The sequence below is a fragment of the Gracilibacillus thailandensis genome, from assembly GCF_010994055.1.
Taxonomy (GTDB): Bacteria; Bacillota; Bacilli; order Bacillales; family Amphibacillaceae; genus Gracilibacillus; species Gracilibacillus lacisalsi.
The window spans coordinates 1-26,011 of sequence record NZ_WJID01000047.1; the positions used below are offsets into that span (position 1 = coordinate 1).

At 38.9% G+C, this 26,011-nt stretch carries 27 protein-coding genes; 7 read left to right on the plus strand and 20 right to left on the minus strand.

Going from position 1 to position 26,011, the window contains the following annotated elements; all coding sequences use genetic code 11:
- Positions 1-23: 23 nt before the first annotated feature.
- Positions 24-251 carry a nuclease-related domain-containing protein gene (locus GH715_RS21955; protein WP_390308476.1) on the minus strand — a complete coding sequence of 76 codons (228 nt, stop codon included), beginning with the start codon at positions 249-251 and terminating at the stop codon, positions 24-26.
- Positions 252-644: 393 nt separating this feature from the next.
- Positions 645-2,138, minus strand: a complete 1,494-nt coding sequence (locus tag GH715_RS13930; protein WP_153836859.1) for a nitrate/nitrite transporter — start codon at positions 2,136-2,138, stop codon at positions 645-647.
- A 293-nt stretch (positions 2,139-2,431) separates the two neighbouring features.
- On the opposite strand from GH715_RS13930, the gene ahpC reads away from it, so the two are divergent.
- Both ahpC and ahpF read left to right on the plus strand, forming a co-directional pair.
- Positions 2,432-2,995, plus strand: coding sequence for an alkyl hydroperoxide reductase subunit C (ahpC, locus tag GH715_RS13935; protein ID WP_018932371.1), 564 nt, complete (start codon positions 2,432-2,434; stop codon positions 2,993-2,995).
- 15 nt (positions 2,996-3,010) lie between these two features.
- Positions 3,011-4,537: an alkyl hydroperoxide reductase subunit F gene (gene ahpF / locus GH715_RS13940; RefSeq protein ID WP_153836858.1), complete on the plus strand. Its 1,527-nt coding sequence runs from the start codon at positions 3,011-3,013 to the stop codon at positions 4,535-4,537.
- An 87-nt stretch (positions 4,538-4,624) separates the two neighbouring features.
- Here ahpF and GH715_RS13945 read toward each other — a convergent pair whose 3' ends face one another.
- From GH715_RS13945 to modA, 6 genes are all read right to left on the minus strand, one after another.
- The gene (locus tag GH715_RS13945) at positions 4,625-5,611 is read right to left on the minus strand and encodes a Gfo/Idh/MocA family protein (RefSeq protein WP_153836857.1); all 987 of its coding nucleotides are present in this window, start codon (positions 5,609-5,611) and stop codon (positions 4,625-4,627) included.
- 186 nt (positions 5,612-5,797) lie between these two features.
- The gene (locus GH715_RS13950) at positions 5,798-6,094 is read right to left on the minus strand and encodes a YerC/YecD family TrpR-related protein (RefSeq protein ID WP_153836856.1); all 297 of its coding nucleotides are present in this window, start codon (positions 6,092-6,094) and stop codon (positions 5,798-5,800) included.
- Positions 6,095-6,112: 18 nt separating this feature from the next.
- Positions 6,113-7,162, minus strand: a complete 1,050-nt coding sequence (locus GH715_RS13955) for a DUF3048 domain-containing protein (protein ID WP_153836855.1) — start codon at positions 7,160-7,162, stop codon at positions 6,113-6,115.
- Between the two features lie 125 nt (positions 7,163-7,287).
- A complete protein-coding gene (locus GH715_RS13960; RefSeq protein ID WP_153836854.1) occupies positions 7,288-9,030 on the minus strand; it encodes an adenine deaminase C-terminal domain-containing protein in 1,743 nt (580 codons plus the stop codon).
- Positions 9,031-9,125: 95 nt separating this feature from the next.
- The gene (modB, locus tag GH715_RS13965; RefSeq protein ID WP_153836853.1) at positions 9,126-9,776 is read right to left on the minus strand and encodes a molybdate ABC transporter permease subunit; all 651 of its coding nucleotides are present in this window, start codon (positions 9,774-9,776) and stop codon (positions 9,126-9,128) included.
- Positions 9,751-10,518 (minus strand): molybdate ABC transporter substrate-binding protein, encoded by a 768-nt coding sequence (modA, locus tag GH715_RS13970; RefSeq protein WP_153836852.1) that lies wholly within the window; start codon positions 10,516-10,518, stop codon positions 9,751-9,753. The genes modB and modA overlap by 26 nt, the downstream gene beginning before the upstream one ends.
- Positions 10,519-10,629: 111 nt before the next feature.
- Here modA and moaC point away from each other — a divergent pair, with 111 nt between their 5' ends.
- The 3 genes from moaC (at position 10,630) to GH715_RS13985 (ending at position 12,307) form a co-directional block, all read left to right on the plus strand.
- Positions 10,630-11,115, plus strand: coding sequence for a cyclic pyranopterin monophosphate synthase MoaC (gene moaC, locus GH715_RS13975; protein WP_153836851.1), 486 nt, complete (start codon positions 10,630-10,632; stop codon positions 11,113-11,115).
- A gap of 87 nt (positions 11,116-11,202) precedes the next feature.
- A complete protein-coding gene (locus tag GH715_RS13980; protein ID WP_163578667.1) occupies positions 11,203-11,718 on the plus strand; it encodes an RNA polymerase sigma factor in 516 nt (171 codons plus the stop codon).
- Complete coding sequence (locus GH715_RS13985; protein ID WP_153836850.1) at positions 11,705-12,307, plus strand: hypothetical protein; 603 nt, start codon at positions 11,705-11,707, stop codon at positions 12,305-12,307. Before GH715_RS13980 ends, GH715_RS13985 begins: the two co-directional genes overlap by 14 nt.
- Before the next feature lie 167 nt (positions 12,308-12,474).
- Here GH715_RS13985 and GH715_RS13990 read toward each other — a convergent pair whose 3' ends face one another.
- Complete coding sequence (locus GH715_RS13990; RefSeq protein ID WP_153836849.1) at positions 12,475-12,984, minus strand: MogA/MoaB family molybdenum cofactor biosynthesis protein; 510 nt, start codon at positions 12,982-12,984, stop codon at positions 12,475-12,477.
- Between the two features lie 54 nt (positions 12,985-13,038).
- Positions 13,039-13,395, minus strand: a complete 357-nt coding sequence (locus GH715_RS21360) for a hypothetical protein (protein WP_194928297.1) — start codon at positions 13,393-13,395, stop codon at positions 13,039-13,041.
- Between the two features lie 141 nt (positions 13,396-13,536).
- Here GH715_RS21360 and GH715_RS14000 point away from each other — a divergent pair, with 141 nt between their 5' ends.
- Complete coding sequence (locus GH715_RS14000) at positions 13,537-14,412, plus strand: helix-turn-helix transcriptional regulator (protein WP_153836848.1); 876 nt, start codon at positions 13,537-13,539, stop codon at positions 14,410-14,412.
- A gap of 259 nt (positions 14,413-14,671) precedes the next feature.
- Here the strand turns inward: GH715_RS14000 and GH715_RS14005 are convergent, their stop codons facing one another.
- Both GH715_RS14005 and purD read right to left on the minus strand, forming a co-directional pair.
- Complete coding sequence (locus tag GH715_RS14005; protein ID WP_153836847.1) at positions 14,672-15,520, minus strand: VOC family protein; 849 nt, start codon at positions 15,518-15,520, stop codon at positions 14,672-14,674.
- A 116-nt stretch (positions 15,521-15,636) separates the two neighbouring features.
- On the minus strand, positions 15,637-16,893 hold the full coding sequence (purD, locus tag GH715_RS14010; RefSeq protein ID WP_153836846.1) for a phosphoribosylamine--glycine ligase: 1,257 nt from the start codon (positions 16,891-16,893) through the stop codon (positions 15,637-15,639).
- A gap of 113 nt (positions 16,894-17,006) precedes the next feature.
- Here purD and GH715_RS14015 point away from each other — a divergent pair, with 113 nt between their 5' ends.
- A complete protein-coding gene (locus GH715_RS14015; protein ID WP_163578668.1) occupies positions 17,007-17,450 on the plus strand; it encodes a hypothetical protein in 444 nt (147 codons plus the stop codon).
- A 37-nt stretch (positions 17,451-17,487) separates the two neighbouring features.
- Here the strand turns inward: GH715_RS14015 and purH are convergent, their stop codons facing one another.
- The 8 genes from purH to purC form a co-directional block, all read right to left on the minus strand.
- Complete coding sequence (purH, locus tag GH715_RS14020) at positions 17,488-19,023, minus strand: bifunctional phosphoribosylaminoimidazolecarboxamide formyltransferase/IMP cyclohydrolase (protein ID WP_153836403.1); 1,536 nt, start codon at positions 19,021-19,023, stop codon at positions 17,488-17,490.
- Positions 19,024-19,025: 2 nt separating this feature from the next.
- Positions 19,026-19,598 carry a phosphoribosylglycinamide formyltransferase gene (gene purN / locus GH715_RS14025; protein ID WP_153836402.1) on the minus strand — a complete coding sequence of 191 codons (573 nt, stop codon included), beginning with the start codon at positions 19,596-19,598 and terminating at the stop codon, positions 19,026-19,028.
- The gene (purM, locus tag GH715_RS14030; RefSeq protein ID WP_153836401.1) at positions 19,591-20,619 is read right to left on the minus strand and encodes a phosphoribosylformylglycinamidine cyclo-ligase; all 1,029 of its coding nucleotides are present in this window, start codon (positions 20,617-20,619) and stop codon (positions 19,591-19,593) included. Before purM ends, purN begins: the two co-directional genes overlap by 8 nt.
- A 139-nt stretch (positions 20,620-20,758) precedes the next feature.
- Positions 20,759-22,171 (minus strand): amidophosphoribosyltransferase, encoded by a 1,413-nt coding sequence (gene purF, locus GH715_RS14035; RefSeq protein ID WP_163578669.1) that lies wholly within the window; start codon positions 22,169-22,171, stop codon positions 20,759-20,761.
- Positions 22,147-24,375 carry a phosphoribosylformylglycinamidine synthase subunit PurL gene (purL, locus tag GH715_RS14040; protein WP_153836400.1) on the minus strand — a complete coding sequence of 743 codons (2,229 nt, stop codon included), beginning with the start codon at positions 24,373-24,375 and terminating at the stop codon, positions 22,147-22,149. Before purL ends, purF begins: the two co-directional genes overlap by 25 nt.
- The gene (gene purQ / locus GH715_RS14045) at positions 24,359-25,042 is read right to left on the minus strand and encodes a phosphoribosylformylglycinamidine synthase subunit PurQ (RefSeq protein ID WP_018932347.1); all 684 of its coding nucleotides are present in this window, start codon (positions 25,040-25,042) and stop codon (positions 24,359-24,361) included. Before purQ ends, purL begins: the two co-directional genes overlap by 17 nt.
- Entirely contained in the window at positions 25,039-25,290 is a 252-nt protein-coding gene (gene purS / locus GH715_RS14050) for a phosphoribosylformylglycinamidine synthase subunit PurS (RefSeq protein ID WP_153836399.1), read from the minus strand. Before purS ends, purQ begins: the two co-directional genes overlap by 4 nt.
- The gene (purC, locus tag GH715_RS14055) at positions 25,287-26,000 is read right to left on the minus strand and encodes a phosphoribosylaminoimidazolesuccinocarboxamide synthase (protein WP_153836398.1); all 714 of its coding nucleotides are present in this window, start codon (positions 25,998-26,000) and stop codon (positions 25,287-25,289) included. The genes purS and purC overlap by 4 nt, the downstream gene beginning before the upstream one ends.
- Positions 26,001-26,011 lie beyond the last annotated feature (11 nt).

Sequence of the window (26,011 nt, forward strand, 5' to 3'; positions counted from 1 at the left end):
CACTCCAGGAAGCACCACCACATTTAGTATAGAGCCAAAAATAATTTATCTTTTTCATAATAGTATACTCCAGGATAATTTTTCACTTCGTACATATAAAAGATGTTATTCACAAGCAGTGCATTATCTATTTGGAAGCATTTATTGTGGTGGGTAAGCCAGAGGTCATTTAAGGAAAGGAAATCACAAGGTAATTCTTCAATGAAGGTATCAAATAGAAGTTCTCCCTCATATCCTCTTTTCAACTTCACAAATTTCCTTTTTTCTTGCTTTGAAAATGGTTTTCGGACACGGAGATATTCATAGACCTTGAGCTCATTTGACTTTTGACGAGTTATCAATAAAACCCTTCCTTTCTATTAAATTTGTCTATATTTTACAACACTCACAAAATAATGTCGATAAGAAAAGCGCAGAGCGCGCCCGCTTAGAAACGTAGCGACTGGAACGAATTAACTGAGATAAAGGAATCACGGTGAGTTTACGAACCGATGATGACTTATCGTAGGGCGATTCGTGAAGTCGCCTAGTTTCTGGGCGCTCGGAGCTAGACATCTGCTCAAAATTTATACTTTCTTATCTTACAAAAAAAAGAGCTTGATTTCATACCAAGCTCTCTACAAATATTAAAATTGGCACATAAATCACTCATGTATTTCACTAAATACCCCGACATAATTAGTTATATTATCCCCTGCATCTTTTAGCACACTTATAGACAACCATTGCGTATAGAGTTCTCCGTTTTTACGCTTATTAGTAATCTTACCTTGCCAAATGTCTTTCTCTTTCAACTGCTTCCACATTCCTTCATAAAAACGTGGATCTTGCTGTCCAGAGCTTAATATATTGGGATTCTGACCAATTACTTCTTCTTCGCGATAACCGGTTATTCGTTCAAAGGCTCGGTTTATCTTTGTAATGCTGCCATTTTCATCGGTCACTAAAATGCCTTGTCCCGCATTATTCACAATATAGTTGGACAAATTCAATTTATCAGTATAATACATCCAAATAATGATGATTAAACTCGCCAGTGCAAACTGGGATAGTGCCATAAAGCCAATCGCATAGTGACCATTAATATCATAAACCAAAGTGAGAATTATCGGTGGGAAAAATCCACCTAATCCTCCCATGGCAGCCACAATACCATTAACGATTCCTGCTTGTTTAGTGAAATATAAAGGAACAAGTTTAAAAATCGTCCCATTGCCAATACCAGCAAATAGTGCCACTGATAAACTACCAATTGTGTATAGCGGTATCGTTGGTGAAAAAGATAACAGAACACCTGAAATCGTCAAGCCTGTAAAAACGAACATCAACACTTTAAATGGGTCAAATTTATCTCCTAACCAGCCACCAACAGGTCTGAGTAATGTACATAATGCAATAAAGCCCGCCGTTCGTAATCCGGCATCAACTTCAGATAGTTGAAATTCCGATACTAAAAAGTTTGGTAAATAAACCGTTAAAGCAACAAAGGACCCGAATGTTAAGAAGTAAAAGAAGCTTAAAAACCATAGTTTATTATTTCTATAAACTCCTAATACCTGTTGCTTTAATGAAGTTTGAACTTTTGGTTCATGGCGATCTCCCCATATAAAGTTGAGCACCGCAAACAGTAATAAGGGAATAATAAATGTAAACACTGCCATTCGCCAACCAAACATCCCAGCAATAATTGGTGCACCAAATGAAGTAATCGCCGTCCCGATGTTCCCGACACCATAAATACCGTTCACAAATCCGTGTTTTTCTTTCGGATAATATTTCGGTAGTGACGTAACCCCGACAGAGAATACCGCTCCACCAATACCAAGGAATAATCCTGATAGAATTAAATCTGTGAAACTATTTGCCATACCTAAATAACCAACTGGCAGGATTAAAAAGAGTAAACTTAACAGAAATAAACCTCGTGCCCCAAATCGATTCGTATAAAAACCTAACGGAACTCGTAATACAGAACCTAAGATAACAGGAACTGCGGTAACAAACGATATTTGTCCTGCAGTTAAGCTAATATCTTGCTTAATAAAACTCATTAAAGATGAGAGTAATACCCATACCATAAAGCCGACGACAAGGCTAAGTGTTTGTAAGGGTAGTTGCATTTTTTTCACATTCATCATGTTCACCCATCCTTTCTTACACTGTTTTGTTAATGTCATAATATCGGCTCTCAATTAAAAATTGTGTGATCTTCTTCACATCTTGAATAATAATTTTATAATTGTGAATAAACCATGAATTTTACGTTCAAAATGGTAGAATAGATAGATTTATTTTTACGAATTTATGAAATATCATTTGTATCATTACACTTATAAGATAATTTATTTTATAATAATTGTTGTGTAATGAATACTTTTTTTAGAGAATAAGTATTCAAAAAATAAAAAAATACACAAGGAGGACAATCATTATGTCATTAATCGGTAAAGAAGTACTACCATTTCAAGCATCTGCATTCCGTCAAGGAGACTTTGTAGATGTAACAGAAGAAAATTTTAAAGGTCAATGGAGCATTGTTTGCTTCTACCCTGCAGACTTTACCTTCGTTTGCCCAACAGAATTAGAAGACCTACAAAATCAGTATGCAGAATTACAAAAGTTAGGTGTAGAAGTATACTCTGTATCTACGGACACGCACTTTACACATAAAGCATGGCACGAAAGCTCTGATGCAATCGGTAAAATCGAATACACAATGATCGGTGACCCTTCACACATCATCTCTCAAAACTTTGATGTACTACGCGAAGACGAAGGTTTAGCTGATCGCGGAACATTCATTATTGACCCTGATGGTGTCATCCAAGCAGCGGAAATCAATGCAGAAGGTATTGGTCGTGACGCAAGCTCACTAATTAACAAAATTAAAGCAGCTCAATACGTGCGTAACAATCCTGGTGAAGTGTGCCCCGCTAAATGGGAAGAAGGCGGCGAAACACTTAGACCAAGTATTGATCTAGTAGGGAAAATATAAGAAAAGAGGGTCAAAATGCTTGATCAAGAAATAAAAACACAGCTTAATGAATATTTGAAACTGTTAGAAAATGATATTGTCATCAAGGCAAGCGTCGGTTCTGACGATGTTTCAAAAGAAGTAGACGAACTAGTAAATGAAATTGCAAGCATGTCTGATAAAATCACAGTAGAGAAAGGCTCTTTTGACCGCACTCCTAGCTTTAGCATTAATCGTGCAGGCGAGGACACTGGCGTTATTTTCGCTGGTGTCCCACTTGGTCATGAGTTTACTTCTCTTGTGTTGGCATTATTACAAGTAAGTGGACGTCCACCTAAAGTGGATGATTCTATTATTGAACAAATCAAAAAACTAGAAGGTCCGCTTAACTTCGAAACGTATGTAAGCTTATCATGCCAAAAGTGTCCTGATGTCGTTCAAGCACTTAACATTATGAGTGTTGCACATCCTGACATTACTCATACGATGGTAGAAGGATCTGCTTTTAAAGAGGAAGTAGATAGTAAAGACATCATGGCTGTTCCTTCCGTTTATTTAAATGGCGAACAGTTTGTTGATGGTCGACAAACCATCGAAAGCATCCTTGAAGCACTAGGAAGCAGTGCTGACATTTCCGAGCTAAATGATAAGGATCCTTATGATGTATTAGTCGTTGGTGGAGGACCTGCTGGTTCCAGTGCTGCTATTTATGCTGCTCGTAAAGGTATCCGTACTGGTATCGTGGCAGAACGCTTTGGTGGACAAGTACAAGACACACTTGGTATTGAAAACTTCATCACAACGAAATATACAGAAGGTCCTAAATTAGTAGCTAACATGGAAGAGCATGTACGTGATTATGATGTAGATATCATGAACTCTATGCGTGCTAAATCTTTAGAGAAAAAAGATCTTTTTGAACTAGAATTAGAGAATGGTGCAACACTAAAAAGTAAAACAATTGTACTTTCAACCGGTGCTCGCTGGCGTAATATCGGTGTTCCTGGCGAAGCAGAGTTCAAGAACAAAGGTGTTGCATACTGTCCACACTGTGACGGTCCCATCTTTGAAGGAAAAGATGTTGCTGTAATCGGTGGTGGAAACTCTGGTGTCGAAGCAGCTATTGATCTAGCAGGTATTGTTAAACATGTAACACTGATTGAATTCGCTCCAGAATTAAAAGCAGATAATGTTTTACAAGACCGCCTATATAGTCTATCCAATGTAACAGTGCTTACAAACGCCAGAACTTCTGAAATCTATGGTTCTGACAAAGTCGAAGGACTAAAATACGTAGATCGAGAATCAGAAGAAGAGAAACAAATTGAGCTTGCAGGTGTCTTCATTCAAATTGGACTTGTTCCAAACACAGAGTGGTTGAAGGATACTTTGGAGTTAAATAAGTTTGGCGAGATTGTAGTCGATGAGCGTGGTACCACAAGTATCCCTGGTGTATTTGCAGCAGGTGACTGTACGAACAGCGCTTATAAGCAAATCATTATTTCAATGGGATCTGGTGCTACTGCGGCATTGGGAGCATTTGATCATTTGATTCGGAATTAACATAGAAAAGGCTGTCACACCGATGACAGCCTTTTTTATTTCTTATGGACAAGTTTTAGTGATGTTTGCATTTTTTGTCCGTAAGATTTATTTTTCATCAGCCTGAAATACAAGCCCGATTTCTTTTCGTGCCTGATCTAGTATTCGCATCGTTTTAAGGGAATGCTCCCATGTGTTGATATCATTTTCCAGCTTCTTTTGTTCAATTGACTCGATAAATGATTTTGCTTCATAATACATCGTGTTATCTTCTTGCCCGGCATTTAAAACCTCTTCAGAACCATCTTTGTACACGATTTTTACATTGTTCATATCAGAAAGTTTCCCAATAACAATTGATCCTTTTTCCCCTTGAATTTCTGATGGGATAGCAGAGTTCGTAATTTTAGAAAACATACAGACACCGTTCAATGAGGGATAGTCCACTGTCACGGTTCCTTCACCGTCAACATCCGATTCCAACATATATGCTGTTGCTTTCACACGGTCTGGTCCGCCAAATAAAGCGACCATCGGATAAATGCAATATACACCAATATCCATTAATGACCCATTTGACAATTCTGGTTTAAATGCGTTTAATACAATTCCTTCTTTGTATTTATCATAACGAGAGGAATATTGACAGAAGTTCGCAACATAGCGGCGAACTGGTCCAATTTTAGCTAAACTTTCTTGAATAAGCTTAAAATTAGGAGTATGCGTCGTTTTCATTGCTTCCATCAGCGTGACGTTTTGTTGTTTTGCGGTATCAATCATCGCTTGTACCTCTTGCTGATTAGAGGCAAAAGGTTTTTCAACAATAACGTGTTTACCACCTTTCATACAAGCTGTCGCATGTTCACAGTGATAAGCTGTCGGTGAAGCAATATAAACGGCATCGACTTTGTCACTGTCTGCCAACTCCTGAATAGTTGTATATGTATGCTCGACATTATACTTACTCGCAAAATCTCTTGCTTTTTCCTCCGTGCGTGAATAAACAGCATTTAACTTAAAATCATCTAATTTACTTGCTCCATCAATAAAACGATCGGTTATCCAATTTGTACCTATTACTCCAAAGCGAATCATATATATTGCCTCCATTTTGTTATTATATTTTCTGGACACTTTCAAAGATTATCTGGACACTATCCCACTCTTTCTGGACACTTATGTGCATTATCTGGACATTTTCCACTGTTATCTGGATACTTTCATCACTTTTCTGGACACTACCTAAAAAGAGTCCCTTCTACTAAGAAGGCACTCTTGATTTTACTCTTTTTCCTTCAATCGGTCTAACACTAAACGATATCCATCGGTACCGTAAGCGAGGCATCTCTTCACTCGAGAGATAGTTGTCGTAGATGCGCTAGATTCTTCTGCAATAGCTGTATATGTTCTGCCTTCGTCAAGCATTTTCGCTACTTGCAGGCGTTGTGCTAATGATTGAATCTCGTTCATTGTTGCAATATCATCAAAAAAGCGGTAGCATTCTTCCCGGTCTTCCAGCGATAAAATAGCATCAAATAATTGATCTAATTGTTTGCCACGCAATTTATCGATTTGCATGGTATACATCTCTCCTTTTTACTCCGCCGTGTTTGAAAGTTCTATACCATCAATACCAGGGCTCGTAGGAATCACATTGATCCACGTTTGACCTGGAACAAACGGAACTGGCTCTCCATCTTTCATTGGGATTATTCTACCATCATTTCGCTCCCATTGCACGTCTTGCACTTTACCTTGTTGTAGCAATAAAGCATTTCCTCCAGAGTTAAAGTCAATTTCGCGACGTCCCTCGTCATCAATTACTTGATGGGCTGTTTCTATGATTAATACATTATCCAATTGAATAGGTGAACTGTCTGTATATTCTACTGTTTGTACACCATCGCTATATCGTAAATATTTCTCTGTTGTCTCATCATATTGGTATCTTACACTATAATTACCGTAATTAAAGCTAACACCAGAAGCATCTTCACCTTCTACAGACTCGTCCTCTAAAAATGTCATTGGTTGATAATCTGCTTCAAGCCTATACCCCTGTTCCTCTGCCCGCTGGTAGATACCGTCAAATAAGGTATACGAATTATGCGGTGGGTTACGGTCCGTTGATCTTTCAAATAACACTTTATCATTATCATAGTACATGCCATTTAACCCTTGCACTGCACCAGATTGAACCATATTCTCAATATGATCCGCAGCACCGTGATAGACATAAAGCGCATTATAATCGTTTGCTAAATTAAAATAGTATGGCCTTGCACTTCTAACAGGACCAACACGATCAGGCATATGACTGTGATAGAGCGCCATAAACCGAGTTACATTGCCTTCTGCCAAAATCTCAAAAACTATATCTGCCTGAGAAAGGCCTGTTTGCGGTCTTGCTTTTGGATGGTTATTGACCATAACAGCAATTAATCGATTGGTCACATCCTCCTCCGCTTCAAGCCCTGTTAAAGGGTATATATGCTCTGGTTTTTCCGGTTCTTCAGGCTCAACCGGCTCCTCTTCCACAATTTCTTCTGGTTCTTCCTGATCTTGCTCGTTTGTCGTTTCTTCATCATTAGAACATGCTACAAGTGAACATAATAAAATAATAAAAAGTACACACCATTTCTTCATCAAAAAGGCCACCTTTTCTAATCTCTAAAAATAGTTTAAACGGAATATCGGCATGCTTATTCACTGCATGCCGATAGAACTAATTCTATTATAGAGGAAAGTTGACTAATCGCCAACCTCTTTTCTTAACGCATAATCGCTGGAAAGAGTATATCTTTTTTCTTCACATCGATGATTCCTAACGGAGTAATCCGGACAAAAGGTAAATGCATCGACGATAAAAAAAGTAAATTGTAAGGCGGATCCTCGTATTGATAGCCGTGATCAATTAAAATTTCCTTTAATCGCTTATCTTCTTCTATCAGTTTTGGCATCTTGCCATTGTACATCATGCCAGCAATTTGTAACGGTAATTCAAAAACAACTTTTCCTTGATGTACAAGGACAATTCCTCCACCAATTTCCTTCATTCTTGAAAACGCTAGTAATAGATCTGATTTACTTTTCCCAATTAACACAATATCACCGGTTAACGAATAGGAACTGGCCAATCCACCTAATGTTTTCGTAAATCCTTTTATAATTGTGTTTACTCGCCATTGCCCTTCACGATCGATTAACATCAGGAACGATTCATCTTTTGAATTTGTAATTTCTTCCGTATTGGCATCAATTGTAATTGGATATGGTTTCATAATGACATCATTAACCATCTTCAGTCCAACCGGCATCGAGAATTGCAAGTCTTTTTCTGTTAGCTGCCAATCTAAGCTAAGCTCTCCTAATCCGTATTTATCCCAATCGATTTCGATATTTTGCTCAACCAATTGTCCGTCTCTTTTCAACCATCTTCCTTTCGCAATAACAGATTCAGGTGTGGCATTGTTTACTTCTGATAAAATATTTAGGTGTGCTACTCGACCTGGAGCAATGCCACCGAGTCGTTCCTCTAAATGGAATTGCTCTGCTGCATTGTATGTTCCCATCATATATGCCTCAATCTCCGGAACCCCACTGTCTATTGCAATCTGAATACATTGATTAATGATGCCGTTCTCATAAAAGGCAGGTGTAGAACCATCTGTTGTCATTGTTAGGAAATCATAAGAATGAATTCCGAGATCCTGTAGCTCTTTTAACAACTTTGCCAAGTCAGGGCGTACCGAAGAATTGCGCAAACCTACGCGATACCCCATTGATAGACGATTATATACCTCTTCACCAGATAATGCTTCATGATCTGAGCTGACACCGAGAAGTTTTAGCTTTACCAATGTATGCTCAGAAGCACCTGGGAAGTGTCCCTCTACCGGCTTACGAAGTCGTTTTGCTTCCTGCATCCAATAAAGAATACGGTCATCATCACGCATGACTTGCGGCCATGCCGTTAATTCTCCTCCTTGCACGACTGCTTCATGCTGCAACCATGCTTGGACTTCCTCATCCTTAAAAATCTCTTGTTCCTCATTAATTTCAGATTGTGAATCAAATCTTGCCCACCAGTACATGGATACAGGGAGCTTCATGAAATCCTCTAACAATGTAAACGCTTTCTCTCTATTAGTTAAATAAAGCCATGGTAAGTTGTCATTCATCAATGTTGTTGTTCCTGTTTGCCCGGCATACATAGCTAATTCATAAGGATTATAAAGTTGAAATGGATGTGCATGTGGTTCAATATATCCCGGCACCACATATTTACCTGTACAATCCACTACTTCTATACCTGTTAAGGATGTTGGTAATTTCGAACCCACATATACAATTCGGTCATGGTAAATCCAAATATGAGCCTCCAGCCATTTTCTTAAAAAAACGTTTAAATAATAGGCATTTGTCAAAATCAGTGTAGGTGACTCTTTGCCATCAATAACAGCTACTTGCTTACGAATTTCTTTATTTCTCCATCTATATAAATGATCATTCATCCTAATCTCCTCAACTTCTTTTGTGATTTCCTTCTATTCTAACACGCATTGATAGCGTTTGCATTGTGTGGTTTTTACAAATTTATGACTATTTTTTAGGCAGATTTACGTATAAAAAATAGCATAACAAAAGATACGACAATGATAGACAAAACCCATGACCATGCTAATGTCATTTTATTGGATTCAAAGGCCACGTAAATTGCCATAGGTATTGTCTGTGTTCGTCCGGGAATATTTCCAGCAAACATTAATGTCGCTCCAAATTCGCCTAATGCCCTGGCAAAGCTTAGAATCACACCTGAAAGAATAGGTCTCTTGATTAATGGTAACGTGATATACCGAAAAACGCCCCATTCGTTGGAGCCATCTACTCTTGCGGCATCTTCAATATGACGGTCCACAAATGATAAACCTGTCTTAACAGACTGATACATAAGTGGAAAAGCAACTACTACCGCTGCAATAATAGCTGCCCAAATCGTAAACATAAGTGATTGATGAAACAGCAGATTCGTTAATGTACCCAATATTCCATTTTGACCAAACAACATAATTAAAATAAAACCAATTACAGTTGGAGGTAAAACAATTGGCAACAATAATACCGTTTCAATCAATACTTTGCCCCTAAACTCTTTTCTGGACATCAGCCATGCTGCTGAAACGCCTAAAATAAAGACGATCAATAATGCTATACTTGCAACAATTAATGATAATTTAATCGGTTGAAAAAATGCTTCCATCTGCGTCACCATCTATTTCTTGAAATCCGTATTGTTGAAATATTTCGAGTGCTGCTGCCGACTGTAAATAGTTATAAAAAGCTTCAACCGCTTGGGAATCCTTAATGATACCTACGGGGTATATGATTGGTTCATGCTCTCCCACTGGCAGAGTTTCATTGATTTGCACCTTATCAGAAATCATGGCATCCGTTTGATAAACAATGCCTGCATCTACATTATTACTTTCTACATATTGCACGACTTGTCTAACATCTTTCGTAAAAATGAGTTGCTCTTCTATTTCCTTATAAATTCCTTGCGCTACCAACGCTTGTTTTGCATAGTTACCAGCTGGTACGGTTTCTGGTGTACCAATTGCCATTTGATCAAATGATTCGACTGTAGTAGCTAGTTGAACATTTTGTGGCTGAATCCACACTAGTTGATTGGCTAATAAAGCGTGAGCACTCTCTTCCTCGATTAACCCTTCTTGTAAAACCCGTTCAAAATGTGGAACAGACGCAGAAAAAAAGATATCTGCTGGTGCCCCTTGTATAATTTGCTGACTCAATGAACCTGATCCGCCTAGATTAAGTGAAACGGTGATATGAGGGTTTTCCCCTTCGAACTGATGTACAATTTCTTGTAATGCGTCCGTTAAGGATGCTGCTGCCGAAATTGTTATTTCTTCTTTTTCTTGCTGACATGCCGTTATTAAAGTAAGAGCTAATAGTATGTATAGTATTCGTTTCATGTTCATTGGTAACCCTTCCTGTCAAGATCTTTCTATTATAACATGTTTTGTTATAGTATAATGGTGAGGAGTATCACAAGTTGTTATCGTATAATAGGGATGAAGGTTGGTGATAGCATGACTGAATTTTCTCATATAAATAAACAAGGTAGAGCAAAAATGGTGGATATAACAGACAAACAGATAACAAGCAGAACCGCGATTGCCCGCTCAAGTATTTTGGTAAACAAGGAGATTTACACGAAAATCGTAGATCAAACCATTGGTAAAGGGGATGTCCTTTCTGTTGCACAAGTAGCCGGAATTATGGCAGCCAAGCAAACATCGACAATTATTCCGATGTGTCATCCGTTACCATTAAGCGGGGTCAACATTCATTTTGACTGGAAAAACGATGAGAATACATATGAGTTAGTGATAACAGTAGAAGCCAAAACTAAAGGAAGTACTGGTGTGGAGATGGAAGCCTTAACCGCTGCTTCTATTACAGCGTTAACCGTTTATGATATGTGTAAAGCAGTTGATAAAGGTATGGTAATTGGCCAGACTTATTTAGTTGAAAAAACTGGTGGAAAAAGTGGGGTATATAAGAGAGAGGAGTAATCACTCAATAAGATGTTGAGTGATTTTTTTTATTTTGTGTAACCTTTTGAGAACGAATACGTTGTTAAGGTAGAAAAACAGAAAGGAATGGGGGCATTGGATTCTTTGCAACATTGGTATCAAAAATACCATCAAGATATTTATAATTACATCTATTTTATGATTGGTGATCACGAACAAGCGAAAGACTTGATGCAAGATACGTTTGTTCGAGCCTATCACAGATTTGATTCGTTCCATGGTGGTGACGAAAAAGGCTGGTTAGTTCGAATAGCAAGGAATATAACAATTGACCATATTCGCAAACAAAAACCGATTGCCTTTTTATTAGATCGACCTACTACTTTACAGGCACTAGATAAAACGCCCGAACAAATATCAATGCTAAATGAGTCGGAAAAAGAATTGTATCATGCATTACAAAAGCTAAAGATCTCTTACCGCGAAGTCATTATTTTACGAAAAATTAAAGAATTCTCTATTAAAGAAACCTCTGCCATTTTACATTGGTCTGAAAACAAAGTGAAAGTACAGTTATTTAGGGCTATGAAATCGTTAAAGAAAGAGCTGCAAAAGGAGGGATACATTCATGAGCAAATTTGATAACGAATGGCAAGGGCTTGATCAAAAAATTAAGTTATCCAAAAAGGAAAGTGCAGATTTATACGACAGTATTTTTCGAGAAGTGCAAGAACCTAATAAGGAAGTCCAAACAACTCACCTATCTATAAAGCCGCTCTTAAGTTTAGTTACTGTAGCTTGCCTCGTCACCATTTTGGTACTTAGTAATTGGAATACCACAGATGATAATGGAATATTAACTCCCGCCTCCAACGATGAGGCTAATGAGGAGATAATAATAGTTGTCACCAATAACACGACATTTGAGTTTCTAGGCATCTCCATTAACGTTTATAAGGATGGGTTAAAAGTTTCAAATCAAACGACGATCAATGCAGATAATTCTACAGTAGATACTGGTCAAGAACTCCATTTTCAATTCTTGAAAGAGGATTTTTCATTAACAGGAGAAGTCTCATTAGAAGCTTCGGTCGTATTAAATAATGAAAACCAAATTCCTATAACACCACATGTTCCTATCACTATTGAAAAAGGAAACAAATATTATTTATCAATTGAGGGAGATTCTGTTGAGTCATCTCAACTAACTATTGAAAACAGAGCAGAATAATAATCTGCTCTGTTTTATTCACGGTAATCATAATACATTTTCCTTTTTGAGATCCGTTTTATTTTACCTTCTGCAACAGCCTTTTCCCATCTCGCTATTGCGATTTTATCCAGTGCTTTTCGTTCTCCTATGCTCTCAAACGGGGGGTTTACAAATGATTAGTACCGTTAGATATCCTTATTGATCTCCCTGATAACATGTCCCAATTCTGGAATAATCAATTTTTCCATCGCTAATTTAACAGCTCCTGAGGAACCTGGCGTAGCAAAAATGGCTTTATCCTGCACTACTCCTGCTGTTGCTCGGGAAAGAATCGCTGCTGAACCAATATCTTCGGTATAACTTAGCATACGAAAAATTTCTCCGAACCCAGGTATTTCTTTATCTAGCATATTTTCAATCACTTCAATGGTCACATCACGTTTGGCAATTCCTGTACCGCCATTGATTAAGATTGCATCAATGTCAGTCTGCTGAATACCATTTTCGATCGCTCGTTTAATTTCTGTTTGTTCATCTTTTACAATATCATACGCATTCACTTGATGATGGTGTTCTTCTAAATATTGGTACATTAGTTTCCCACTTTTGTCGGTGTCTTGTGTTCTTGTATCGCTGACGGTAATGATTTTACATCTTACTATTTTAGGTGCTTCTGCTTTGTGTACTTGTGACATGCTATTAAACTCCTTTTTTAGAGAAAGCTGTTTCGTTCATTTTATCATAGAAAACTAGCGTAGTGGTGCCTCTCCTTGGTACTGTAATCGGATTATTTTATTATCTACAAGTGTTGCTGGGTATAGAATAATTTCACCGGTAGGAGGATCTGTTGTGTTTTGATCAAAGTAAAAATCATCCCCTAATCCAATTGTCCATACAGCTTCATTATTTTCCGCTAACACGATAGCCAATGTACCATCGGAACTAGTGATTCCTTTTTCTTTGGATGTATCGCTTTCCTCTTGTTGTTGGTTCTGTTCAATATTATAGTAAGGTAAAGGGACTGGTTCACGACTTTGCTCATAAAAAATGGTTAAGATAATCGTTAGAACGATCATACAACTAAGTGCTATTAATACTTTTTGCATAATGTGATCCTCCTTAATCGAATTATACAACATTATCTTACATTTAAGGGGATTATTAGTTTTTTTACATATTCGAAGCAAAAAAAATCAAAAAAAGAAAAAATTGTGCTTTTATAATGAATTTGTGAGGGGGAATTCATATTGTCATACAATGAAGCCATAAAAAGAACAATTGACTGGATCGAACAGCACCTTCAAGAAGAGATTCATATTGACGATGTTACCAGAGTCAGCCATTTCTCTAGATATCACTTCCATCGTATTTTTCAGCATGAAGTAGGAATGTCAGTTGCTTCGTACATTCGATTACGAAGAATCGTTCATGCAGCAATGAAATTACTACATACATCAGAAAGAATCCTTGATATTGCATTAACATATCAATTTGAATCTCAAGAAGCATTTACTAGAGCATTTAAGAAAATATATCACCTTCCCCCTGGACAATATCGAAAATTCATGAAGCAAATGATTGTGAAAAAGGAGGAACTTCACATGCATGAAGAAATTAATGGATGGTTTATCAGCGGAAGCCATCCGCACTTTTACAAAAGCGGAATTGATCGCGAACAGGTTCATCAGGGTAATGCTTCTGCTTACTTAGAATCACTCACAGTCGATGAAAACGACCAATTTGCAACACTAATGCAACAAGTTAATGCAGACAAGTACAAAGGAAAAAGAATAAAGCTTTCAGGTTTTATCAAATCTAAAAATGTAGCAACTTTTTCAGGTTTGTGGATGAGGGTGGATAGTGCATCAGAGGACTTATTACAATTTGACAACATGCATGATCGTCCCATTACCGGCACAAATAATTGGAATCATTATGCTATCATACTTGATATTCCAGAAAACAGTGCCACTATCTCTTACGGAATTTTACTAACAGGAGCAGGTAAAGTATGGTTGGATGGGTTAAAGTTTGAAGAAGTAGATAACAATGTACCTACAACACATTTAGAGATTAATGTTGTACTGCTAGATAAACCAACCAACCTAAATTTTGAAGAGTAAAAAAAGCTTGGTGCAGACCAAGCTTTTTCTCCTACTATAGCACATTATCTATGATGGACACTTTTTTTGGGATTTATCACTTTCTGGCCGTCATGACGCTTGTGATGGACATTTTTTTTGGATTTACCTATTTTCTGTCCTTCATTTCGCTTATGATGGACACTTTTTTCGGATTCATCTATTTTCTGTCCTTCATTTCGTTTGTGATGGACACTTTTGTCTGATTTAGTCTTTCATTTCGTTTATCACATCAGTTGCCTTAAGAAGTAATAATAATCTTATTACCAGACGGATCTTTTGTAATAGCTTGGTTTTCTTCTTCCTTAACTGAAGCACCAATTGCCTTCAAATTTTGCACCGTATGATGGACCGCTTCTTTTGTTGGATAGCTGATCGTATAAGATTGCAAACCGACGCTATTTTCTGAAGGTTGCGGGGCACCTACTCCATTCCATGTGTTCAGACCAATGTGATGATGATACTTCCCTGTTGAGATAAATAATGCTTGATTACCGAATTGGGATACCGTTTCGAAACCTAATCCTTTTTCATAAAAATGTTTGGTATTCTCCATTTCTGCTACATGCAGATGGATATGACCCATCACAGTCCCTTTTGGAAGTCCTTTCCACCCCCCTTTTTCTCCTGCTTGTAAAAGATCTTCAAAATCCAATGGATCGACAGCCATTTCTACTTGATCACCTTGCCAAGTCCATCCAGCAGGATCTCGGTCACGATAAACTTCAATTCCGTTTCCATCTGGGTCTGAGAAGTATAATGCTTCACTTACTAAATGATCAGACGAAGCTAAAGGTAAGCCAATATCTATACTATGAAAAACAAAGTTTGCGAGGTCCCTTCTTGTTGGTAGTAATATAGCAAAATGGTACAAACCTGTTGTACGTGACTGTTTCGGCTCAGCATTATCAGGTTGTTCCAAGGTAAGAATACTTGTCTTACCATCTGCAGTTAGCTCAGCTGTTGTGTTGTTTTTTTCTAATATATCAAAACCGATAACTTTTTGGTAAAAAGCTATCGATCTAATTAAATCCTGCACTTTTACGGTGACATTGCTGACAAATGTAATCGGTTTTCGATGAAAATTCATTATTTGTCTCCTTTTTAGGTTATTTTATGTAAGTAATTATACTTTTGTAAGCATGATATATCAAGAAAAAGCTACTAATCTGGCATGAATAGTAGCTTTCCCTTTTGTTCGTTATTTTATTGTTTAGAGAAACCTATATCTTTTCGATAGAAGAAATCATCGTTTTGATCAAACCGTTCCAAGTATTGATAAATCTCTTTTTGTGCTTGCTCCGGACTGTCTTGGATCGAACCTACTAATAGAACACGACCGCCTGTAGAGGAGAATGAGCCATCTTCTGTACGGGCTGTTCCAGCATGGATTACATAAACTTGATCATCTGCCGTAAGATCTGGGAGGCTTACATTTTTAGCATATGAACCAGGATAACCCTTGGAAGCCACTACTGTCCCTATTGCGTAGCCTTTCTTCCATTTTAGCTGTGGATCTTTTCCGGCGGTGACATCCTCAATCACTTGGATCAAGTCATTTTCCAACAATGGCAAAACAACTTGTGTTTCCGGGTCACCAAATCGAGCATTAAATTCGATTACTTTAGGTCCTTCCTTCGTCTCAATCAAACCACCATAAAGAACACCGGTATAGGTGCGTCCTTCCTTCTTCATTCCTTTGGCAACAGGCTTTAAGATTTTTTCCACTGTAAACTCAATATGCTTTGGATCTAAATCTGGTACTGGTGAAAAAGCACCCATTCCACCGGTGTTGGGACCTTCATCATTGTCATAGGCGCGTTTATGATCACGAGCAGGTACCATCGGATAGACATTTTCACCATCAACAAAAGCAAAAAGAGAGAATTCTTTTCCTTCTAAATATTCTTCAATCACAACTCTGCTTCCAGCTTCGCCAAATTTATTGTCAATCAGCATATCCTCAACCGCAGCTAACGCTTGATGCTCTGTCATCGCAACAACAACACCTTTTCCGGCTGCTAGTCCATCTGCCTTAATTACAATTGGTGCTCCCTCTTGTTGTATATACGCCTTTGCTTTTTCTACCTCAGTAAATGTCTGATATTTCGCTGTCGGAATATCATATTGTTTCATAAATGCTTTAGCAAAGTCTTTACTTCCTTCAATAAGAGCAGCTTCTTTTTTAGGTCCGAATACTTTTAAATTTTTTTCTTGGAAAGCATCTACTACACCTTTTGTTAAGGGAACTTCAGGACCGACAATCGTCCAATCGATTTGTTCCTTTTGCGCAAATGACACTAATTCTTCAATTGCATCATCTTTGATTGGTACACATGTGGCATCTTGCGCAATACCGCCATTTCCAGGTGCAGCGAAAATTTCTGTTACACGCTCACTACTCTTTAATTTTTTTACGATGATATGCTCACGACCACCACCGCCGATTACTAATACTTTCATGGGAGGCCTCCTTTTTCTATCTATGAATAAGGGAAGATTCTCATAGACACTTTTTATGGATTTGGAATTATTTTGTCCGTGAGAATGCTTCTCGTGGACACTTTTTACCGTTTTTGTTTTCTTTTGTCCATGAGAGTGCATCTCGTGGACACTTTTGGCCGATTTCGCTTGCTTTTGTCCGTGAGAATGCATCTCGTGGACACTTTTTACCGCTTTTGTTTTCTTTTGTCCGTGAGAGCGCATCTCATGGACACTTTTCGCCGATTTCGTTTTCTTTTGTCCGTGAGAATGCTTCTCGTGGACACTTTTGGCCGATTTCGCTTGCTTTTGTCCGTGAGAGTGCATCTCGTGGACACTTTTTACCGATTTTGTTTTCTTTTGTCCGTGAGAGTGCATCTCATGGACACTTTTCGCCGATTTCGTTTTCTTTTGTCCGTGAGAATGCTTCTCGAGGACACTTTTGGCCGATTTCGCTTGCTTTTGTCCGTGAGAGTGCATCTCAGGGACACTTTTCGCCGATTTCGTTTTCTTTTGTCCGTGAGAATGCTTCAATCTGAGAAAAAGGATTCCCAAATTATTGAGAATCCTTTCTGCTTAATGCTTGAAGTGACGCATCTTTGTGAATACCATTGCGATACCGTGTTTGTTGCACTCATCAATGGAATCTTGGTCACGCTTGGATCCACCTGGTTGGATAATCGCTTTGATTCCTGCTTTTGCAGCATTTTCTACGGTGTCTGGCATTGGGAAGAATGCATCTGATGCCATTACTGCACCTTCTGCCTTTTCTCCTGCCTGCTCAAAGGCAATTCCTGCAGCACCAACACGGTTCATTTGTCCAGCACCAACTCCAAGAGTCTGGTCCCCTTTGACAACAACGATTGCATTAGACTTCACGTGTTTTACCACTTTCCATGCAAAGAGAAGCTCATCGATTTCTTTTGCATCTGGTTTACGATCTGTCACAACTTCGATATCTTCTGCTAACACTTTGCCATTGTCGCGGTCTTGAACAAGTAGTCCGCCAATCACGCTGACTACTTTTTTCGTATCATTCTCGTTTACTTGCATAGGTGTTTCCAATAAGCGAATGTTCTTTTTCACGGTTAAGATCTCGAGAGCTTTCTCAGAAAAGCTTGGTGCAATAACAATTTCTAAGAAAATTTCTTTCAGTTGGTTGGCAGTAGCTTCGTCGACTTCACGATTTAATGCTACAATACCGCCAAATATAGATACCGGATCACCGGCATATGCCTTTTTGAAGGCATCAGAAATCGAGTCACCGATACCAACTCCACATGGATTCATATGTTTTACGGCTACCACTGCTGGTTGTTCAGGAAATTCAAGCACAACTTCTAAAGCAGCATTAGCATCCTGGATATTGTTATACGATAATTCTTTACCATGTAATTGTTTTGCATTGGCGATAGACGCGCCTTTTACATTACCTTCTTTGTAAAATGCCGCTTTTTGATGTGGGTTTTCGCCATAGCGAAGGGATTGAACTTTTTCGAAAGTTTGAGTAAATGTTTCCGGATCCTCTTCACCTGTAATATCGACAAAATAGTTCGCAATCATTGCATCATAGTTTGCGGTATGACGGAACACTTTTGCCGCTAGTTGTTTACGAAACTCAACTGTTCCACCATTATTGCTTAAGTTGTCTAACACCGCATCATAATCAGATGGATCCACTACTACCGTGACATCACGGAAGTTTTTCGATGCAGATCGTAGCATCGTTGGACCGCCAATATCAATATTTTCAATTGCATCCTCTTCTGTTACATCTTCTTTTGCAATCGTTTCTTTAAACGGATAAAGATTGACAACGACGACATCAATCGGAGTAATGCCACGCTCTTCTAATTGCGTGACATGAGACTCTTGGTCTCGACGTGCAAGAAGTCCCGCATGGATATATGGATGTAATGTTTTAACACGACCATCTAGGATTTCATCAAAATTGGTGATTTCCGAAACACCTTTTGCAGGTAATCCAGCATCTTGTAATGCTCGCAATGTACCACCTGTTGAGATTAATTCATAACCTAATTTATCTAATTCTTCTGCAAAAGGAACTAAATTGCTTTTGTCAGAAACACTTAGTAATGCACGTTTTTTCAACGTTATTCTCCTCTCGTGATCAGTTTTTGAATCGTAGCTGGATAAAGCTGATGTTCTACTTGCTGAATGGCTTTTTGCAATTCTTCCCTTGTCATGCCGTCTTCAACATCTACCGCTTGTTGTGCAATAATTTTTCCCGTATCCATACCTGAATCGACGTAATGAACCGTAACACCTGACACTTTTACGCCCGCATCAAATGCTTGTCCGATTGCGTCCAATCCTGGGAAGGCTGGTAAAAGCGAAGGGTGAATATTAATGATTTTCCCATCAAAGGGGTGTAATAAAGTGTCACCAATTAAGCGCATGTAGCCTGCAAGGATGATCCAATCGATTTTTTCTTCTTGGAGCACTTCCACTATTTTCGCTTCGAACATCTGCTTATTTCGATATTGCTTTGGATCAAATACAAAAGCAGGTGTTCCATTTTGTTTTGCCTTCTCTATTACTTTTGCATTCGGTTTATCACAAACAAGTAAGGCTACTTCTGCTTCAAGTGTACCATTTTTCGTTGCTTCGATAATAGCATCGTAATTACTGCCGGTCCCTGATGCAAACACCGCTAATTTATTCATTAGAGAATGTCACCCCAGTTTCTTCTGTCACCTCTCCGATAATAGCTGCTTGTTCGTTGATATCTTTTAATAATTGAAGTGCCATATCTGCTTCATGTGCTTCAATGATAACCGCCATGCCGATCCCCATATTGAAGACACCATACATCTCTTCTTCTTGTAAATCTGCTTGTTTTTGTAAGTAATCAAAGATAGCTGGCTTTTGCCATGATCCTTTTTCAATTCTTACACCAAGATGTTCTGGAATAGCACGTGGTAAGTTCTCATAGAAGCCACCTCCTGTGATATGACTAATCCCTTTGATCGTGAGGTCTAATTTTAATTGTTGAATTGCTTTTGTGTAAATTTTTGTTGGTTCTAAAAGTGCTTCACCTAATGTTTTGCTCAACTCTGGTACTTGATCTTGGTAATGTAACCCTTTATCATCAATTATTTTACGGACTAAGGAAAAACCGTTGGAGTGTACTCCTGATGAAGTTAAACCAATGATTTTGTCACCAACTTTTATCTTTTCTCCAGTAATAATTTGTTTTTTATCCGCAATCCCAACGACAAAGCCTGCAAGATCATATTCATCCTCACTGTACATGCCTGGCATTTCTGCTGTTTCGCCACCAATTAGAGCAGCACCCGATTGGACGCAACCATCTGTTATCCCTTTTACAATTTGCTCGATCTTTTCCGGCTGGTTCTTACCACAAGCAATATAATCTAAGAAAAAGAGTGGATCGGCACCTTGGGCAACAATATCATTGACACACATAGCTACAAGATCGACGCCAACCGTGTCATGTTTACCCAATGTAAAGGCAAGCTTCAGTTTTGTTCCGACACCATCTGTTCCAGAAACTAAGACTGGTTCTTCATATGAGAATTTACTTAAGTCAAACAGGCCGGCGAAAGCACCGACTCCTCCGATTACTTCAGGGCGATTCGTCTTTGTGATATGTTTTTTCATTAAATCAACTGCTTTGTATCCTGCGTTCACATCGACGCCTGCATCTTTATAGATATCACTCATTCCTATAGACTCCTTTTTGGTGCGGAATTTTTATTGTCTGATTTTATTGGACACTTTTTATTGTTTATTGGACACTTTTTGCTATTTATTGGACACTTTCCAGAAGTTATTGGACACTTTCGCTCATTTATCGGACACTTTAGTCTTTATAAGCAGGAATTACCGTATCTGGATAGATTTCAGTCGGGTAATTTCCTGTAAAACATGCTTGGCAAACACCATGTTGCATACGATCACGATCTTCCACAATCGAGGCTTCTAATCCTTCCGTTGATAAAAAAGATAACGTGTCAGCACCGATGATTTCGCGCATTTCCTCGATAGAATTGTTCGCTGCGATTAACTCTCCTTTTGTGGATGTGTCAATCCCATAGTAACAAGGATTCTGTATTGGAGGAGATGCTATACGAACATGAACTTCTGTTGCACCTGCTTCTTTTAATAAGCGCACAATACGGCGACTAGTAGTACCACGAACAATGGAATCGTCTACCATTACGACCCGCTTACCCTCTACAATCCCACGAACAGCGGATAATTTCATTTTGACACCTTGCTCGCGTAGTTCTTGTGAAGGTTGGATAAACGTTCGACCGACATAGCGGTTTTTAATTAATCCTAACTCATATGGAATACCAGTTGCTTCGGAAAAACCGATTGCTGCTGATATACTGGAATCCGGTACACCAGTGACAACATCTGCTTCAATTGGAGATTCATTTGCTAATTGTTTTCCCATTGTTTTACGACTAGCATGAACATTCTTCTCATTTAAGTCACTATCAGGGCGAGAAAAATAGACATATTCCATGGAGCAAAGTGTGCGTTGCATGGGAGATGTAAATTGTTTGGTTCTAAATCCATCATCATCGATCACGATTAATTCACCAGGTTTTACTTCACGCTCGTAAGTCGCACCGATTAGATCAAATGCACACGTTTCTGATGCGACAACATATGCATCACCTAAACGGCCGATAGATAGTGGGCGTAAACCGCGCGGATCCAATCCGATAAACAGTTGATCCTCTGTTAAAATCGAGAATGCATAGGCACCTTTGATCATACCTAAAGCGGAAGAGATCGCTTCTTCCATCGGTACATTACCACTGCGTTTTACTAAATGGGCAATCACCTCTGTATCTGAAGTAGTCTGCAAAATACTTCCTTGTGCTTCCAATTGATTCTTTAAGGCGTGGGCATTGACGAGGTTTCCATTATGGGCCAATGCCATACTATTCGTTTGTGAGCGAAAAACAAGTGGCTGTACGTTTTCAAAGCCACCACCACCTTGAGTGGCATAACGAACATGCCCAATTGCCGCATGTCCTTGCAGGCGGGAGACTTCTCCTTCTGAAAAAACGTCATTGATTAAGCCGACACCTTTATGAACATTTAATTTTTCACCATCTGTTGTGACAATTCCGGCACCTTCTTGACCACGATGCTGGAGTGCATGCAGCCCGTAATAGGTCATTTCGGCAGCTTTCTCATGTCCCCAGATCGCAAATACACCACACTCTTCATTTAAGCCTTTGATTTCAGCAAGCACGGGATAGCTCCTTTCCACAGTTGTTGTAATGATCTTACATCTTCTGTGATTGCTTCTGTTTCTCCGTTTTGAACCACTAGTTTATTCGTATTTGTTACCGTTCCTAATAATGTTGCATCTTCTACTTTTGCTTCGAACGCTTCACGATCTTTCTCTGGAATCGATACGATAAAACGTGATTGTGTTTCACTAAACAATACCGTTGTTAAATCTCCTTCTACTTGGACGTCCGCACCAAGACCTTTTTCATTAAAAAGGCATTCTGCTAATGCGACACCAAGCCCTCCTTCTGCAATATCGTGAGCTGAGGAAACAAGACTAGCACGGATTGCTGCTAATAATTGCTCTTGACGTTTTGCTTCCGTCTCTAAATCAATTGCCGGAGCTTTACCGAAGTATTTACCTTCCAAGAGGTTTTGTAATTCACTACCACCGAATTCTGCTTCTGTCTTACCAATTACATAAATCAAATCGCCTTCCTGTTGGAAATGGGACGGCGTAATGTGGTCAAGCGATTCATGTAATCCAACCATACCGACAACTGGTGTTGGGAAGATTGCCTGACCGTTTGATTCGTTGTAAAGTGAAACATTACCGCTGATAACCGGTGTGTTCAACTTTAAGCTGGCCGCACTCATACCTTCTACACTTTTCTCCATTTGCCAGAAGTTTTCTGGTTTATCCGGATTACCAAAGTTTAATCCGTCTGTAAGTGCTAATGGTTTTGCACCAGATGCAACAATATTTCGTGCTGTTTCTGCAACCGCAATTTTACCGCCTGCTTCCGGATCTAAATGAATATATCGGGAATTACAGTCCGTTGTCATCGCAATTGCTTTATCATATCCACGAACACGGACAACTGCCGCATCTGATCCTGGAGAGAATACGGTGTTCGCCTGTACCATTGAATCATATTGATCATAGACATATTCTTTGCTTGCGATCGTTGGTTGCTGTAATAACTTTTTCAATGTTTCTGCATGATCTTTTACTTCTGGGGTATATGCAGGCATTCTTTGGTATTCTTCATAAAAGCTTGGTACTTTCGATTCTTTATGGAAAATCGGTGCATCCTCTGCTAAATTATCAACAGGAATGTCTGCCACAACTTCTCCTTTATGCAATAAGCGGAACATTTTATCATCGGTAACTTGACCTACTGCTACTGCTTCCAGCCCGTATTTCTTGAAGATATCGACGATTTCCTGTTCCTCACCTTGTTTCACGCATAATAACATACGTTCTTGTGACTCTGACAACATCATTTCGTACGCTGTCATGTTTTCTTCACGCTGTGGGATTAGATCTAGGTTCATTTCCATTCCCATGCCAGCTTTACTTGCCATCTCACTTGCGGATGAAGTAAGACCAGCTGCCCCCATATCTTGAATGCCAACTAATGCGTCAGAATGAATTACTTCCAAGCATGCTTCAATTAATAATTTTTCCATAAAAGGGTCGCCAACTTGTACATTAGAACGTTTGCTTTCAGAGTCTTCAGATAAATCTTCCGAAGCGAATGTTGCACCATGGATTCCATCACGACCTGTTTTCGAGCCAACATACATAATCGTGTTTCCAAGTCCTGATGCGATCCCTTTTTGAATATCTTTCGTATCTATTAAACCGACACACATTGCATTAACAAGTGGATTGCCTTCATAACAATCATCGAATTGTACTTCTCCTCCGACTGTTGGTACTCCTACACAATTACCATAGCCGGCGATTCCGTGGACCACTTCATCAAAAAGATATTTAACCCGACCAGTATGAAGATTACCGAAACGTAATGAGTTTAATGATGCAATCGGACGAGCCCCCATCGAGAAAACGTCACGGATAATACCACCGACACCTGTTGCCGCTCCTTGATACGGCTCAACCGCTGAAGGGTGGTTATGGCTTTCCACTTTAAATACGACACCTTGACCATCACCGATATCAACAACTCCGGCGCCTTCGCCAGGACCTTGCACGACTTGTGGTCCGTCCGTCGGAAATTTCTTTAATAATGGTTTAGAAGTTTTATAACTGCAGTGTTCCGACCACATTACCGAGAAAATACCGATTTCAGTAAAGTTAGGGCGACGACCCATAATATCTTTAATCATGTCATACTCTTTATCTGTTAATCCCATTTCCTGATAGACTTTATCTTGTTCTACCAATTCAGGAGTAATCTCAGGCGCCTGCAACATAACGTTCCCTCCAGTTTTCTAACATTGATTGGAATAGTTTTAATCCGTCATCACTATTTAAGATTGCTTCTACCGCACGTTCCGGGTGTGGCATCATACCTAGCACATTTCCTTGTTCATTGATGATTCCGGCAATATCTGCGACAGAACCATTTGGGTTGTTTTCATACGTGAATACAATCTGATTATTTTCTTTTAATCTAGCGAGTGTCTCTTCATCACAGTAATAGTTTCCATCATGATGTGCGATCGGAATCGATACTACTTCGTCTTTTTCATATTTCGAGGTAAAAAGGGTATCATTGTTTTCCACGATTAAGTTTTCAAAATGACACATAAATTTCAGATTCTTATTGCGTAGCATTGCACCTGGCAATAAACCTGATTCTAGCAATATTTGAAACCCATTGCAGACACCGAGAATGGGAACTCCTTTGTCTGCTTGTTCTCGTAATTGCACAACGATATCAGATGTAGACGCGATTGCTCCAGAACGGAGATAATCACCGTAGGAGAAGCCACCAGGGATTAAAATCGCATCATAACCTTCCAAGTTTGCTTCTTGATACCAAAGCATATCTGCTTCTTCGCCCAGTGCATCCTTTGCTGCATAGTACATATCGCGGTCACAGTTGGAGCCAGGGAAGACAATTACAGCAAATTTCACTGAGCAACCCCCTCTTCTACTGTATATTTATAATTTTCGATAACTGGATTTGCGAGTAGCTTGTTACACATTTCTTCAATTTCTGCTTCAATATTTGCATCATCGTTCACTGTTAATTCTAAATATTTTCCAACACGAACTTCCTTCACATTGTCATAGCCTAATGTATTTAAAGAACCTTGTACGGCTTTACCCTGTGGGTCTAATACACCTTCTTTTAATGTAATGTGTACTTTTACTAGTTTCATTGTTTTGCCTCCAGTCTCGATAATATATTGTCATATACAGTAACTAAATCACCTAAATCTTCACGAAATACGTCTTTGTCCATCTTCTCACCTGTTCCGATATCCCAAAGACGGCAAGTATCAGGACTCACTTCATCTGATAACACAATCTCACTACTCGCATTGCGACCGAATTCCAATTTGAAATCGACAAGCTGTAAATTGATTTCTTTGAAGAAAGCTTGCAATTGCTCATTTACTTGAAGGGCCATTTTTTTAATTTTTGTCAGATCTGCTTCAGTTGCATCCGTTAATAATAACACATGATCGTCATTGATTAACGGATCACCAAGCTCATCTTTTTTATAAAAAAGTTCCACTAGTGGCGGATTGAAAATCGTTTTCTCTGTAATGCCTGTACGGCGGACGATACTTCCCGCCGCAACATTACGAATGACTACCTCAAGCGGAATAATCGTTGTTTTTTCTACTAGTTGTTCGGTCTCATTTATTGCTTCTTTAAAGTGACTATTAATCCCCTTTTGCTGGAGGTATTCGAATACTTTAGCAGAAATCAAGTTATTAAAACGACCTTTCCCTTGAAATTCCGCTTTTTTCTCGCCGTTAAAGGCTGTTGCATCATTTTTATAAGACAGGACTAATAAATTCGGATTATCCGCTACCGTAAATACTTGCTTTGCTTTTCCTTCATATAACAGCTTGTCTTTCATTGGATTCCTCT